This window comes from Lactobacillus sp. VURO6/B1 (VP7) (assembly GCF_058139575.1).
The window spans coordinates 61,255-75,433 of the sequence record NZ_JBVOWJ010000009.1 but is presented as its reverse complement, the minus strand read 5'-3'; the positions used below and the strand labels follow the sequence as shown (position 1 = coordinate 75,433).

12 protein-coding genes and 1 tRNA gene are annotated in these 14,179 nt (G+C 37.0%); 11 read left to right on the top strand and 2 right to left on the bottom strand.

What is annotated here, in order from left to right; translation table 11 throughout:
• Positions 1 to 4 precede the first annotated feature (4 nt).
• From gyrA to ACZ2M0_RS06345, 8 genes are all read left to right on the top strand, one after another.
• Positions 5 to 2,491: a DNA gyrase subunit A gene (gene gyrA / locus ACZ2M0_RS06380; RefSeq protein WP_490058915.1), complete on the top strand. Its 2,487-nt coding sequence runs from the start codon at positions 5 to 7 to the stop codon at positions 2,489 to 2,491.
• A gap of 201 nt (positions 2,492 to 2,692) precedes the next feature.
• Complete coding sequence (rpsF, locus tag ACZ2M0_RS06375) at positions 2,693 to 2,986, top strand: 30S ribosomal protein S6 (RefSeq protein WP_034978626.1); 294 nt, start codon at positions 2,693 to 2,695, stop codon at positions 2,984 to 2,986.
• 54 nt (positions 2,987 to 3,040) lie between these two features.
• On the top strand, positions 3,041 to 3,562 hold the full coding sequence (ssb, locus tag ACZ2M0_RS06370) for a single-stranded DNA-binding protein (RefSeq protein WP_490058914.1): 522 nt from the start codon (positions 3,041 to 3,043) through the stop codon (positions 3,560 to 3,562).
• Between the two features lie 22 nt (positions 3,563 to 3,584).
• On the top strand, positions 3,585 to 3,827 hold the full coding sequence (gene rpsR, locus ACZ2M0_RS06365; protein WP_490058913.1) for a 30S ribosomal protein S18: 243 nt from the start codon (positions 3,585 to 3,587) through the stop codon (positions 3,825 to 3,827).
• A gap of 253 nt (positions 3,828 to 4,080) precedes the next feature.
• Positions 4,081 to 6,102 carry a DHH family phosphoesterase gene (locus ACZ2M0_RS06360; protein ID WP_490058912.1) on the top strand — a complete coding sequence of 674 codons (2,022 nt, stop codon included), beginning with the start codon at positions 4,081 to 4,083 and terminating at the stop codon, positions 6,100 to 6,102.
• A gap of 12 nt (positions 6,103 to 6,114) precedes the next feature.
• Complete coding sequence (rplI, locus tag ACZ2M0_RS06355) at positions 6,115 to 6,570, top strand: 50S ribosomal protein L9 (protein ID WP_490058911.1); 456 nt, start codon at positions 6,115 to 6,117, stop codon at positions 6,568 to 6,570.
• 36 nt (positions 6,571 to 6,606) lie between these two features.
• Positions 6,607 to 7,986, top strand: a complete 1,380-nt coding sequence (gene dnaB / locus ACZ2M0_RS06350; protein ID WP_490058910.1) for a replicative DNA helicase — start codon at positions 6,607 to 6,609, stop codon at positions 7,984 to 7,986.
• A 168-nt stretch (positions 7,987 to 8,154) separates the two neighbouring features.
• On the top strand, positions 8,155 to 8,313 hold the full coding sequence (locus ACZ2M0_RS06345) for a CsbD family protein (RefSeq protein WP_109585634.1): 159 nt from the start codon (positions 8,155 to 8,157) through the stop codon (positions 8,311 to 8,313).
• A 77-nt stretch (positions 8,314 to 8,390) separates the two neighbouring features.
• On the opposite strand, the gene ACZ2M0_RS06340 is transcribed toward ACZ2M0_RS06345, so the two are convergent.
• On the bottom strand, positions 8,391 to 9,590 hold the full coding sequence (locus tag ACZ2M0_RS06340; RefSeq protein ID WP_490058909.1) for a DUF2974 domain-containing protein: 1,200 nt from the start codon (positions 9,588 to 9,590) through the stop codon (positions 8,391 to 8,393).
• A 117-nt stretch (positions 9,591 to 9,707) separates the two neighbouring features.
• On the bottom strand, positions 9,708 to 10,409 hold the full coding sequence (locus tag ACZ2M0_RS06335; RefSeq protein ID WP_490058908.1) for an MgtC/SapB family protein: 702 nt from the start codon (positions 10,407 to 10,409) through the stop codon (positions 9,708 to 9,710).
• 154 nt (positions 10,410 to 10,563) lie between these two features.
• On the opposite strand from ACZ2M0_RS06335, the gene ACZ2M0_RS06330 reads away from it, so the two are divergent.
• From ACZ2M0_RS06330 to ACZ2M0_RS06320, 3 genes are all read left to right on the top strand, one after another.
• Positions 10,564 to 10,636: transfer RNA gene (locus ACZ2M0_RS06330), tRNA-Thr, on the top strand.
• Between the two features lie 315 nt (positions 10,637 to 10,951).
• Positions 10,952 to 12,130, top strand: a complete 1,179-nt coding sequence (locus ACZ2M0_RS06325; RefSeq protein ID WP_490058907.1) for an adenine-specific methyltransferase EcoRI family protein — start codon at positions 10,952 to 10,954, stop codon at positions 12,128 to 12,130.
• Between the two features lie 3 nt (positions 12,131 to 12,133).
• Complete coding sequence (locus tag ACZ2M0_RS06320; protein ID WP_490058906.1) at positions 12,134 to 13,294, top strand: GmrSD restriction endonuclease domain-containing protein; 1,161 nt, start codon at positions 12,134 to 12,136, stop codon at positions 13,292 to 13,294.
• The last annotated feature ends 885 nt before the right edge of the window (positions 13,295 to 14,179 follow it).

The following is a 14,179-nucleotide window of genomic DNA, read 5'->3' as shown; positions in this document are numbered from 1 at the left end:
TTAAATGGATAACGACAATCAAGGTCAGGATCATAGAATAAGAAACGTTGATCTGACCAGCGTAATGAATAGTTCGTTTTTGGATTATGCCATGTCCGTTATCGTAGCACGGGCTTTACCCGATGTGCGTGATGGCTTGAAGCCAGTTCAACGCCGGATTCTTTATGGCATGAGTGAACTAGGAGTTACACCAGATAAACCATACAAAAAATCAGCCAGAATCGTGGGAGAAGTTATGGGTAAGTTTCATCCTCACGGTGATTCCTCAATTTATTTGGCTATGGCACATATGGCACAAGATTTCAGTTACCGCTATATGCTCGTTGACGGCCACGGTAACTTTGGCTCAGTTGATGGCGATGAACCGGCCGCAATGCGTTATACTGAGGCGCGCATGAGCAAAATTGCCGTTGAAATGTTGCGCGATATCAATAAAAATACTGTTGATTGGCAGCGTAATTACGATGATTCTGAAAATGAACCAGTTGTATTGCCAGCTAGAATACCAAACTTATTAGTTAATGGTACCAGCGGTATTGCTGTCGGTATGACTACCAACATACCGCCGCATAACTTATCAGAAGTGATTAAGGGGTTGCACATGTTGATGAACAACCCTGATGTCACTACTAAAGAATTGATGAAGGCAATTCCGGGCCCAGATTTTCCTACCGGTGGCACTATCATGGGTCGCGGCGGTATTTATCGTGCCTATGAAACTGGTCGCGGGAATATTGTCGTTCGTGCCAACACTAGTATTGAAACTGAAAAAAGTGGTCGCGAAAGAATAGTTGTTTCTGAAATACCTTACTTAGTTAATAAGGCTGAACTGGTTAAGAAAATCGCCGACTTAGCGCGGGCAAAAACAATTGATGGTATTACCGGTGTGCGTGATGAATCAGATCAGACAGGGATGAGAATAACTATTGATATCCGCCGAGATGCCAGTGCCAGTGTGGTTTTAAATAATTTGTTTAAACTGACCCAAATGCAGGCCAACTTCGGGATGAACATGGTGGCAATCGTCGATGGCGCACCGCACTTTCTCAGCCTCAAGCAAATGCTCCAGTATTACTTGGAACACCAAGAAGATGTTGTTACCCGCAGAACTAAATTTGAGTTGGAAAAGGCTGAGGCCCGAGCTCATATTCTTGAAGGTCTGCAAATTGCTCTTGATCATATTGACGAAATTGTTCATATAATCCGTCAGAGTCATTCAAGTGATATTGCAAAAGCTGCCTTAATCAGTCGTTTTGGTCTTGATGACAAGCAGTCACAAGCGATCTTAGACATGCGGCTGGTACGGTTAACCGGACTGGAACGTGATAAGGTTGAGGCTGAATACAAAGATTTGCAAGCTAAGATTGCCGATTATAAAGATATTTTGGCAAAACCAGAGCGCATTAATGAGATCATTTACAATGAATTGCTGGATACTCAAAAGCGTTTTGGTGATGAGCGACGGACTAAAATTGGTGCCAGTGAAGTAGTTTCAATTGAAGATGAAGATTTAATTGAAAAACAAGATGTTTTACTGACTTTAACCCATAGTGGCTACATTAAGCGGATGCCAATTACTGAATTTAAGACCCAAAATCGCGGTGGTAAAGGTATTAAGGGCATGGGCGTTAAGGACGGAGACTTTATTGAGAACCTAATTTACTCCAGTACCCACGATATGTTGCTGTTTTTCACCAACAAGGGCAAGGTTTATTCCAAGAAAGCCTATGAAATTCCAGAATTTGGTCGTACTGCCAAAGGATTGCCAATAGTCAACTTGTTGCAACTGGAAAAAGGCGAAAAGATCCAAACAATTGTCAATATTCCTGAAGATGCTGATGACCAGTACCTGTTCTTTATTACGAAGATGGGAACGGTCAAACGTACTCATGTCAGTGAATTTGGTAACATCCGCAATAGTGGTCTAATTGCATTAACTTTGCGTGATGGCGATGAGTTGAATAATGTCTTGGCTACAGATGGCAAGCAGGATATTTTAATCGGTACTCACTTAGGTTATGCAGTGCGTTTTAATGAAAAAAATGTTAGATCAATGGGTCGAACAGCCGCCGGTGTTCGCGGAATTAATTTACGCGAAAACGACTATGTTGTTGGTTCCGGTGTCATTAAGAATAGTGATGAAGTCTTGGTCATTTCTGAAAAAGGCTATGGCAAGAGAACAGCCGCTGCCGAATATCCGACAAAGGGTCGTGGCGGTAAAGGTATTAAAACCGCAAATATTACTGAGAAAAATGGTCCCTTGTCAGGAGTAACAGTGATTGATGGCAGTCAGGATATTATGGTTATCACTGATGATGGCATCATGATTCGCTTTAAGACCAACGATGTTTCTCAAACAGGTCGTAGCACTCTCGGTGTGCGCTTGATTAAAGTCAATGACAACAATAAAGTTGCCAGTCTGGCAATTGTTCCTGCTGAAGAAGACCAAGAAGTAGCAACTTCTGCAGAAACTGATGAAGAGCAAGATTAATTACTGAACTAAAACTTTTAAAAATTATCAGATTATTTTACGTACTTACTAGTAAGAACTAAAAATTTCTTATTGGATCACGTGAAGATAGTTTGGTAATTTTTTGTTTATGTGCTAGAATTAGAGATTGCGAGTAATAAAATTACTCCTTGTTCTTGATTTTTAGCAAGAACCATTTAGTCCAGAAGGAGGTGCACTAGTATGACAACTACTAAGTACGAAATAACTTATATTATTAAGCCTGATATTGATGAAGAATCAAAAAAGGCATTAGTTGAAAACTATGATAAGGTTATTACCGATAACGGTGGTACGATGGTTGAGTCAAAAGACTGGGAAAAGCGTCATTTCGCATATGAAATTAATAAATATCGTGAGGGATTATATCACGTTATGACTTTCACTGCTGATAACGCTGACGCAGTTAATGAATTTGACCGTTTGTCCAAGATTGATACTGCCGTTTTACGTTCAATGACCGTTAAAGTTGGCTAATTAATAACAAAAACTTTATCGTTTTCGTGATTTAGGAAAGGAAGGACCTGAAGTATGATTAATCGAGTTGTACTTGTTGGCCGTTTAACACGTGATCCTGAATTACGTACTACTGGGAGTGGAATCTCGGTTGCTACGTTTACTCTTGCTGTAGATCGTCAATATACTAACGCTCAAGGTGAGAGAGGTGCAGATTTTATCAGTTGTGTCATTTGGCGCAAATCTGCAGAAAATTTCTGTAATTTTACGTCTAAAGGTTCACTTGTTGGTATAGATGGCCGAATTCAAACCAGAAGTTACGATAATAAAGATGGGCAAAGAGTATATGTAACAGAAGTTGTCGTTGACAACTTTGCATTGCTTGAATCACGTAAAGATCGTGAATCCCGTGGACAAAATGGTGGTTACGCACCAAATAATAATGGCAATTTTGGCAATCAGAATACTAATAATACCCCTAACATGGGAGCATCTAACCAGAATAACTCCGTTAATAATGGACCAGACAATACTCAGGATCCATTTGCAGGTTCAGGTGATACCATTGATATTTCTGATGATGATTTACCATTCTAAATTAACAGAAAGGACCTAGGATATGGCTCAACAAAGAAGAGGCGGCGGCGCTCATCGTCGTCGTAAGGTTGACTACATTGCTGCCAACCATATTGATTACGTTGACTACAAGGACGTTGATTTGTTGAAACGTTTTATCTCCGAAAGAGGTAAAATCTTACCACGTCGTGTCACTGGCACCAGCGCTAAGAATCAACGTAAGGTAGCTAAGGCAATTGAAAGAGCTCGCATTATGGGCTTGTTGCCATTTGTTAGTGAAGACTAGTAACTAAATAAAAAATAGCTTTGCACTAATATTGGTTGTAAAGTGAAAAAGATAAAAGCATCAAGCTGATAATGGCTTGGTGCTTTTTGCTTAGTAAGATTTAAAATGAAATATCATAGCAACAGTATTTAAAGAGTGTAATTTTTGCAGGTAAGAGGATAGTTAAAACCTGAATATTGCCTAGTTTCTTATCCAGAGAATACAATGTATAATAATAATGATGTATTGTACATTATTTTAGGAAGGACCTTACATGAAAGATTTTTTACGTAAGCTTGAATTTCCTGCTTTTATTAAAGATTCCAGGCTCACGGCCTCAGTCATTATTATTTTAGCGTTATCGCTTTTGGGTAGCATCGTGGCAATGATCATGAACCCATTATTTGGCTTGGCCATGGTTTTGATCTTTATTTTGACTGTAGCATGCGTCGTTTACGGTGCGTATATCTTAGCTGGCAATGCGAATAATTTCGCTGTTAGTTTGTCTTACCGGATTAAGCGCAGCGAGCAAGAGGCAATGATTAAAATGCCACTCGGCATTTTACTTTATGATAAGGATCGGCAAATTCAGTGGGCTAATCCTTACCTGCAGCTTTATTTAAAAAATGAAGATTTGATTGGCCATACAATTGCTTCTGTCGATCCTGAACTAGATAAATTGATTGATGAATCATTGAAGGCTAAAACAGCTGAGAATCATGTGGTAAATTGGGATGGTCATCAATTTGAGATGGTTATCCAGGACAATCTCGGTGTTGTTTATTTACTTGATATTACGCGTTATGCCAAAATCGAGGAAAAGTATAATAATGAACTATTGGCTATTGGCCAGATTTTTATCGATAATTACGATGAATTAAGCGAAACCATGCATGACCAGGAGCTAACGACAACTAGTGCATATGTTCAGAATACTTTGAGTGATTATGCTAAAAATTTTAACGCCTATCTTAAGCGCATTGATGAAGATCACTTTTTGTTGTTACTGCACATGCAAGATTTGGCTAAAATGGAAAAAGACAAGTTTTCTGTTTTGGATAAAATGCGTTTGGAAACCAGTCGTAATAATACGCCTCTAACTTTGTCAATTGGTATTGCTTTTGGCAGCAGCTTAATTACCGAGTTAGCTGATCAAGCGCAGTCAAACCTTGACCTCGCGTTAGGCAGGGGCGGCGATCAAGTTGTTCTCAGTCAACCAGGCAAGGCTGCTCGTTTCTTTGGTGGTAAATCGAATCCGATGGAGAAAAGAACCAGAGTTAGAGCCAGAATGGTTTCACAGGCGATTAGTGAGCTGTTTAAAGAGGCAGACCGCGTTTTTGTAGTTGGCCATGCCAGCCCTGACATGGACTCAATCGGCAGTGGCATTGGTGTCGTTAAAATCGCTCGTCTGCACCATGTGAAGGCAAATTTTGTCTTAGATGTTAATAAAACCAATTATGATGTCAGCCGTTTAGTTGCTAAAATGGCAAAGGTAAAGGGAGATAATGATATTTTTATTGCTCCTGGGGATGCCTTGGAAGCAGTGACTGACAAGTCCATGCTGGTCATGGTTGATCACTCGAAATACTCTATTACTTATGCAAAAGAATTATATGACCGGTTGAGAGATAGGATAATTGTCATTGATCATCATCGTCGCGGCGAAGAATTTCCTGAAAATCCAATGCTGACGTATGTTGAACCTTATGCTTCATCGGCCTGTGAGCTGGTAACTGAAATGGTGGAATATCAGCAACCAAGTTCCGGCAAGCGCGTGTTAACTGACCTTGATGCTACGGCAATGCTGGCGGGAATTACGGTTGATTCCAAAGAATTCTCTTTGCGTACTGGTACTCGGACGTTTGATGCTGCCAGTTACTTGCGTTCGATTGGTGCAAGCACAATGGGTGTCAGTGAACTGCTGAAGGAAGATATTGACAGTTTCTTGCAGCGTGCTCGTTTGGTCAGCAGCTTAAAGATGATCAAGCCCAAAATGGCTGTTTTATGCGGGCCAGATGACAAGGAAATTGATCCTATTATCACGGCTCAAGCAGCAGATACGGCTCTTGATTTAGAAAATGTCGAAGCCAGCTTTGCAATCACCAGGCGGAATAAGGATACAATTGGTATATCTGCCCGTTCAATGGGTGATATTAATGTCCAGGTAATTATGGAGAAACTTGGCGGCGGTGGCCATTTGTCTAATGCAGCTACCCAAATTAAAGGGATATCTGTTAAAGAGGCACTTGCCAAATTGATGGATGCGGTGGATACTTATGAACAAGAAAATGAATAAAAGGAGAGCACAATGAAAGTTATTTTTACTAAAGATGTTAACGGCCGTGGTAAGCGCGGTGAAGTTAAAAATGTTCCTGATGGTTATGCCCAAAACTTTTTATTTAAGAGGGGCTTAGCCAAAGCTGCTACTAAAGCAAATATGCATACTTTGGAAAGAGTTGCTGCTAACGAAAAGGCAACTTATGAAGCTGAAAAAGCTGAGGCTGAAAAAATCAAGGCTGAACTAGATAAAGATGAAACAGTAGTTAACTTTAAATCTAAAGCCGGTTCAGACTCTAGACTGTTTGGTTCGATTTCTGGTAAAAAAATTGTCGAAGGCTTAGAAAAGCAATTTGGTATTAAGATTGATAAACGCAAATTAAGCCTGCCTGAACCAATTAAATCATTAGGCTACACCAATGTACCGGTTAAGTTGTTTAAGGGTGTAGAAGGCAAAATCCGCGTTCATGTTACCGAACAGGATTAGCCTTTAGTTGAATTCTGAAAAAAGTGGGCGTAATTAATGGATAATATTGTCTCACAGCAGATACCGCATGACGATGAAGCTGAAAAAGCGGTTCTAGGCGCGATTTTTATAGATCCTGCTGCAATAGCTGATGCCAGTGCCGAGGTTCAGCCGGATGATTTTTATAAGAGAGCAAATCAGTTGGTTTTCCAGGCTATGCTTGATTTATCTGACCGTGAGGATGCAATTGATCCGTTAACTCTGCAGGATGAATTAACCAAAAAAAACCAGCTTGATGATATTGGCGGCATTGCTTATGTTTCTGAGCTGGCCCTGGCGACTCCGACGGCTGCTCACGTCACTTATTATGCCAAAATCGTTCACCGCAAAGCATTATTGCGGCGGCTTATTTCTGCCAGTCAAAAAATTATTACGAATGCAATGCAGGACTCCGATGATGTTACTGACATTTTAGATAACGCCGAAAGCGAGATTATGAATGTCTCATCGGAAAATAACGCCAATGGCTTTCGCAGTATCAAGGATATTGTTAATTCCACGATTGATGAAATTAACAACATTCCTGAAGATGGCAATATGGTTACGGGTCTACCAACCGGATTTGTGGAACTGGATAAAATGACTACGGGTTTTCATGATGATGAACTGGTAATTGTGGCTGCTCGTCCCGGAGTGGGCAAGACTTCCTTTGCCCTTAATGTTGCCCAGTATGTCGGTTTGCATACTGATAAAACTGTGGCAATGTTTTCTTTGGAAATGAGTGGCGAACAGTTAGTGCAGAGAATGCTGGCATCAGAAGGCTTGATTAATTCGCAGCACTTGCGGACTGGCCAGCTGGACGAAGATGAGTGGCCTAAGCTGGTTGCGGCATCGGGTTCTTTAGCAACAGCTAATATTTATATTGATGACACTCCAGGTATTAAGATGAGTGAAATCAGAGCGCAGTCTCGCCGCTTAGCTAAAGAAAAAGGCAATTTAGGCTTGATTGTCATTGACTACTTGCAGTTAATTGAAGGTCCGCACAGTGAATCACGCCAGCAGGAGGTTTCAGCTATTTCACGGCAACTAAAGAAATTGGCCAAGGAGCTGCACGTGCCTGTGATTGCCTTGTCACAATTATCGCGTTCAGTTGAACAGAGACAGGATAAAAGACCAGTTTTGTCCGATATTCGTGAGTCCGGCTCAATTGAGCAGGATGCGGATATTGTCTCCTTTCTTTATCGTGATGATTATTACCGTGATGAAGAAGAGGGCGAAGAAAATAAAGAAGTATCGGCTGAAGATGATAATGGTGAAGTGGAAGTTATCATTGAAAAGAACCGTTCTGGTAGCAGGGGCACAGTGAAATTAATGTTTTCTAAACCCTATAATCGCTTTTCGAACCTCGATTATAGTCATGATCAGCCTAACGAATAGAAATTAATAAAAGCCATGGTTCTTTGAAGATAAATACCATGGCTTTTTGATTTGTTGTTTCTTTTAACAAAAAATAAGGCGTTTTTAATGACAATAATTATACAAAATTGTACTATTAAGGTGTGAATAGCAAAATTTCGCTAATTTTTTGGGAAAGGACCGATTAAAATGGCTGATAAAGGTTTTAAAGACAAGGTAGCTGGTAAAGCTAAAGAAGTCAAAGGCAAAGTTCAACAAGCTGCCGGTGATGTCAAAGACAAAGCTCAAGAAGCTACTGAAAACGTCAAAGACAAAGTTGATGACGTTAAGGATAAAATGAAAAAATAATTGTTTAATTAACAAAAAAAGAGGCTGGAAAACTAAATGTTTTCTCAGCCTCTTTTTTGGGTTACACATGAAACAATTTACCGTAATTTACGCTGGATGCTTTTTGGCAACTTGATATTGGGACGTTCCGGATCGTAAAATTCATAAAAGACTGGAGCCTTATTAGAATCATTACTTTTAGGATAAAGTTCATAGTTGCTGTTCATCAATGGTAGAGTCATGTTCTTTTTATATGAATTCCAGATGTTGCTTAGTACCTGCGTCAGCAATTTTCTTTCTTCGGATTCCAAGGATAAAAAGGCGCGGCCAAAGCGATAAGTTCCTACTATTTTATTACTGGTTAACTGGTGTAATTCATCAATATCGTAATTTTCAAATGCCTCGAAAAGATCAGAAAAAGCATCGCTTCTTTCTTGATCAGGGATTGAATTATTAAAATTAATAAGAGCATGTCTGATAACACGACTGCCTGATGATAACCCGTCAGCTAGGGTAAAACTGTCGCGCCCTACTGACCAGCGGCGCGGATCATGTTGGTTGCGCATAGGCACAGTACTTTTTACAACCAATACTTGTTCAGGATGATCCAGCATTGCACCAAAGATTGAGCCTTGAGGGATGTAGGTTTTCATTTTAGGCATAGAAGCAGTGAAGCCAGGACTCGTATACACTTTATGGAAAAAGCCCGGTCCATCAAAGCTAATCGCCTTTATTACCCGTTTTTGTATTTCAGGGCTAACTGCACTTAAAGCAAATTGAGCAAAATTGCCTCCTTTTGAATGACCTAAGAGGTAAATTTGCTGGTCATTAAACTTATGTGCAATTTCGGTAAGATATTTAGCGGCCACTTCTTGACCATAAATTTCCGGTAAATAATTCATGCCCATATCTTCATTTAGACCGATCATGGTGCCGTCGGTTCCCCGAAAGGCAATGGCTATGGTATTTGAATCAATAAAAAAGGTGACAGCAGTAAATTGCAAGGGATGCGGTTCTTTTTCCAGTCTGTCAGTCCAATCCAGAATTTTAATGTTGCCAATTCTAGGACTTTCTGGTAATAACATGACTTCAGTTGCTGTTTCAGCATACATTTGATGTTGAAAAGAGGGCAGCTTATACAGTTTTTCAGCTACCTCTCCTAAAGTATGACCAGTGGCAGAACTGTCAGCTGGTAAATAAGCAATAGATGATAGCAGTGATGCATCAACACTGTTAAATGGTTTTTCAGAAAAAGTTAAATCACCACGCCAGCGTAAATAATCAAGTGGTCCAGCCATATAAATTCTCCTTTCACAAAAAAGTTTATATCAATATTGTAGTGAGTTTGCTCAGTTAAGATAAAAATTATGCAAAAAAAACAATAGAATTAACTATTGCTTAAAAAGTAACTTGCTTTATTTACCTACACTGGCATAACTGATGCGCTTGATGTCAGGATACTTGCGTAAGGCCATAATAATATCGTTTTCATCAATATTATTGTTAATAATGCCGTCTACGAAAAAGATGATTCTTTCATCGCTGACAAAAAGTATCTTAACGGAAACATTTTCAACATGATTTATTTCCAGTTCCTGCTCAATTGTATTCAGGATATCAGGCTTATTGATGGCCTCTATCTGGATATTGAACCTGATATGCATGATGATTTTATCAATGATAGTATCATCATGAAACATCATCTGGATAACAAAGAGCAGGGCAGTTGCTAGAATGCCAATAAAGTATAACCCAGAACCAATTGCCATCCCGATAGCTGCTGTTGCCCAGATACCAGCAGCAGTTGTTAAACCGGAAATCTGTTGCTTTTTAATTAAAATAGTGCCGGCACCAATAAATGAAATACCTGAAACTATTTGCGCAGCAATTCTGGATGGGTCCAAAGCAACGTCTGACATTTTTAATAAATCGCCAAAACCATACTTTGAAACTATCATAAATAGCGCGGAAGAAAAGGCAACTACAATATGTGTCCGCACTCCGGCACTTTTTCTTTGAATCGCACGTTCATAACCGATCAACGCTCCGCACAAAGAAGCTACTACAATTCTCAATAGCCATGGCAGTTCTGCGCTAATCGATGCTAAATTTGCCATTACATCCACTCCATTTCTAAATCTATTCTTATATTATACTCTTAAAAAAGCGCGCTAAATATTAGTTATCACAAAAACTGGGAAAAAGTCAAAAAATGCTTGCGTAAACTAATAGAATATGTTTTAATTAATATCGTTGTCGAGATATGACAATGCTGACTTAGCTCAGTTGGCAGAGCACGTCATTAGTAATGATGAGGTCGGAGGTTCGAATCCTCTAGTCAGCATTCGGAAGAGTAAAATTAGTAAAATAACCTTGATATATCAATGTTTTCTGTTGGTAAGTTAAGGTTATTTTTTGTTTATTAAAGATAATTATGCACACAATACGGAACACGTTTTTAGCTGTGTTCCATGCAAAAACTTTTAGGTAGGCACTATGGCTGATATAACGGTATTTATAACCCCTTTTTTGTGTAAAATAAAAAACATGTTAACAGCCTATCACATGGATAAGTCATCAACAGGAAAAGTTATAGAACCATTTTTTTGTGTGCATATTTGTTGTAAAATGGATTTATGGATATTTATGAGGTGGATTAATGGCAAATCAAAATTTGACCAACGCTAAAAAAGATAAAAAAGATGAATTTTATACCAGATGGGAAGAAATAGAAAAAGAAGTTAGTGCCTATATTGAGTACAATTGGGATGCTTTTAAAGGAAAGACTATTTTATTACCAGCAGATGATCCATTTGAAAGTAACTTTTTTAAATATTTTGCGGTTCATTTTAATGATTACAGGCTAAAAAAGCTTATTGCTACAAGCTATGATTCTAGTCCTATTGTTAACCAACAACTTTCTTTATTTGGAGACAATGATAAAGAAATGAGAACAGGTAAGGCTTATAAAATAGAGTTAACTCATGTAGATGACTTTGATAATGATGGCGTTTTTAATATTGAAGATGTAGAAAAAGCTCTTCAAGCTGAAAAATTAAATTTAAATAGTTCTAAAGGATCAAAAATACTTAGCTATTTACATGGTGATAAGGATTATGTTCCTGGAGATTTCAGAAGTAGAGAAGTAACAAAACTTCGTGATGAAGCTGATATTATAATTACTAATCCACCTTTTTCATTGTTCAGAGAATTTGTTAAGTGGATCAATCCAAAGGAAAAGCAGTTCCTGATTATTGGTAATGTAAATGCCATTACATACAAAGAAATTTTCCCATTAATTAAAAATAATAATTTATGGCTTGGGGCTACAAATTTTAATACTGGAATTTATTTTAATGTTCCTAATAATTTTGAATATAAAAAGTCTTATCATTTCTTAAAAGAAATAGATGGTCAGAAGGTTAATCGTGTTCCTGGTGTTTGCTGGTTTACAAATCTTGATCATGGAAGAAGACACGAACCTTTATCACTGATGTCTATGGCAGACAATATAAAATTTAGTAAACATAAGCAGGTTAAGGATCATCAATATCAAGAATATGATAATTATAATGCTATTGAAGTACCGTTTACTGATTCTATTCCAGCTGATTATAATGGCATCATGGGTGTTCCTATAACTTTTTTAGATAAATATAATCCTGATCAATTTAAAGTTGAAGGATTGGCTGCTGGTAATTCTCGTAAAACTGGTCTTTATGGAGATGTTGAATATACACCACATAGATTAGATCGTGGTGGCTGTGGAGTAGTGGACAATAAAAGAAAGTATGCCAGAATTTTGATTAAAAATAAAGCTGTAATGAAAGGAAGATAACTTATGAAGACAACTTTAAAACAATATGAAATTAGCAAAATAGTAGATGGGTTCGTTTACAATGAATATGAAGGAAAAGGATTGTTTGGCTTATCTGGTAAATTAACAATTCAACCGGAATATCAACGAAATTATATTTATGCTGAAAAAAATCGTGAAGAAGCGGTTATTGATTCGCTTTTAAAAGGTTATCCGTTGGGACTGATTTATTTTAATAAAGTTGGAGAAGACAAGTTTGAAGTTTTAGATGGTCAGCAGCGTATAACCTCAATTGGTAGATTCACGAAAGGCAAGTTTGCTATCAATATCAATGGTAATGAAACTTATTTTTCAGGTTTAAGTCAAGATCAAAAAAATAAGATTATGAATTCTAAATTATTAGTTTATATTTGTGAGGGTTCAGAGAGTGAGATGAAAGAATGGTTTAAAACTGTCAATATTGTAGGTGTTCCACTTAATTCTCAAGAATTATTAAATGCTATTTACTCAGGACCGTTTGTCACTATGGCTAAAAAAGAGTTTTCTAATAGTCAAAATTCAAACATTCAAAAATGGAGTGCATATATTAAAGGTGTAGCTAATAGACAAGATTACCTTAGAGCAGCATTAGACTGGGTTAGTCAGGATCATATTGATGAATATATGTCTAAGCATCGTTATGATAATGATATAAATGAATTAAAATCTTACTTTAATACTGTTATTGATTGGATTTCAGAAACATTTATTACAGTAGAAAAACCTATGAATCAGCCTAATTGGGGTGAACTATATGAAGAGTATCATGATAATTCGTATGACCCTAATAAAATAAATAAACTTGTACAAAAGTTAATGGCAGATTCGGATGTTACAAAAAAAGCCGGAATTTTTGAGTACGTATTAGGTGGAGAAAAAGATCCTAAATTGTTAAGTATTAGACAATTTTCGGATAATGATAAAAAGTCAAAATATAAGTCTCAAACAAATCGAGCTAGAAAAGAAGGAACTTCTAATTGTCCAATTTGTAATACTGATAAAAAGTATAAGCATACAGATTATATTTGGAAGTACAAGGAAATGGAAGGAGATCATATAAAAGCCTGGTCTGATGGTGGAAGAACTGAACTTTCAAATCTTCAAATGTTATGTAAACATCATAATAGTATGAAATCTAATTATTGATTTACAAAAAATTAGTTTTTTACTGAATTTGAGTAAAGAAAACTTCTTTAATAATATATTGTATTATCCCTACATCATTCATGAAAGATTTTACTGGTGGTTTGAAAGCAAGTACTAAAGGCTATTCTCACATAATAATAGTAGTACTTCAGCGTTATAAAAATAAACTATTAATTTTATTTTGTTGATTTAAGACCTGTTTAATGCTATTATTAAATAAATATAAATTTATAAATAATAGTTGGTACAAATTTTATAACTAGTAACGTGTTATATGGGTTAATACTGCTAATGGGCTTTCTTTTTATTTATTTTAGGATTTTTGTACCGAAAGCTTATGGTAGTGTGATGAAAGTATATTTTTTAGCTTATAGCAAGTGTGATAGTTCTTTTGACATTGCTTATAGCAAAAATCAGATTACTGTACACTAACAGTCTTTTTATTAATTATTTTAATCTTTGTTTTAAAAAAGGGATGTGAAAAATCATGAATTATTATAAAGCCTTTGATGCTGGAAGTAGTATATATCTGGTTGCATTTATGATTGATTATATTATAGAGCTGTTTAGTATTAACAGTTCAGGTATCAAGACTACCGCATTAGGACTAAAAATAATTACGAATATGAATGAGCATTCCTTAAACATTAATTTTTCATTAACATGGGGAATATTAATTTCGTATTTGGTATTTATCTTATTTTTTATGTCTGCCTTTCATTTCTTTAAAAAGATAAAAACCAGATGACTATATGGCAATGTGAGCTTGAATAATTGTCTTATTCAGAAGAATCATTTGATCTGATTAGCCTTGACTTATTAGCATTTTACGCAGATAAGTTAAGGCTGATTTTTTGTGTAGTAATAAATATTTTTCGGTGCAAT

Excerpts from the sequence above, each read along its gene's own strand:
- gyrA (WP_490058915.1), top strand. The coding sequence starts at position 5 with ATGGATAACGACAATCAAGGTCAGGATCATAGAATAAGAAACGTTGAT.
- rpsF (WP_034978626.1), top strand. The coding sequence starts at position 2,693 with ATGACAACTACTAAGTACGAAATAACTTATATTATTAAGCCTGATATT.
- ssb (WP_490058914.1), top strand. The coding sequence starts at position 3,041 with ATGATTAATCGAGTTGTACTTGTTGGCCGTTTAACACGTGATCCTGAA.
- rpsR (WP_490058913.1), top strand. The coding sequence starts at position 3,585 with ATGGCTCAACAAAGAAGAGGCGGCGGCGCTCATCGTCGTCGTAAGGTT.
- ACZ2M0_RS06360 (WP_490058912.1), top strand. The coding sequence starts at position 4,081 with ATGAAAGATTTTTTACGTAAGCTTGAATTTCCTGCTTTTATTAAAGAT.
- rplI (WP_490058911.1), top strand. The coding sequence starts at position 6,115 with ATGAAAGTTATTTTTACTAAAGATGTTAACGGCCGTGGTAAGCGCGGT.
- dnaB (WP_490058910.1), top strand. The coding sequence starts at position 6,607 with ATGGATAATATTGTCTCACAGCAGATACCGCATGACGATGAAGCTGAA.
- ACZ2M0_RS06345 (WP_109585634.1), top strand. The coding sequence starts at position 8,155 with ATGGCTGATAAAGGTTTTAAAGACAAGGTAGCTGGTAAAGCTAAAGAA.
- ACZ2M0_RS06340 (WP_490058909.1), bottom strand. The coding sequence starts at position 9,590 with ATGGCTGGACCACTTGATTATTTACGCTGGCGTGGTGATTTAACTTTT.
- ACZ2M0_RS06335 (WP_490058908.1), bottom strand. The coding sequence starts at position 10,409 with ATGGCAAATTTAGCATCGATTAGCGCAGAACTGCCATGGCTATTGAGA.
- ACZ2M0_RS06325 (WP_490058907.1), top strand. The coding sequence starts at position 10,952 with ATGGCAAATCAAAATTTGACCAACGCTAAAAAAGATAAAAAAGATGAA.
- ACZ2M0_RS06320 (WP_490058906.1), top strand. The coding sequence starts at position 12,134 with ATGAAGACAACTTTAAAACAATATGAAATTAGCAAAATAGTAGATGGG.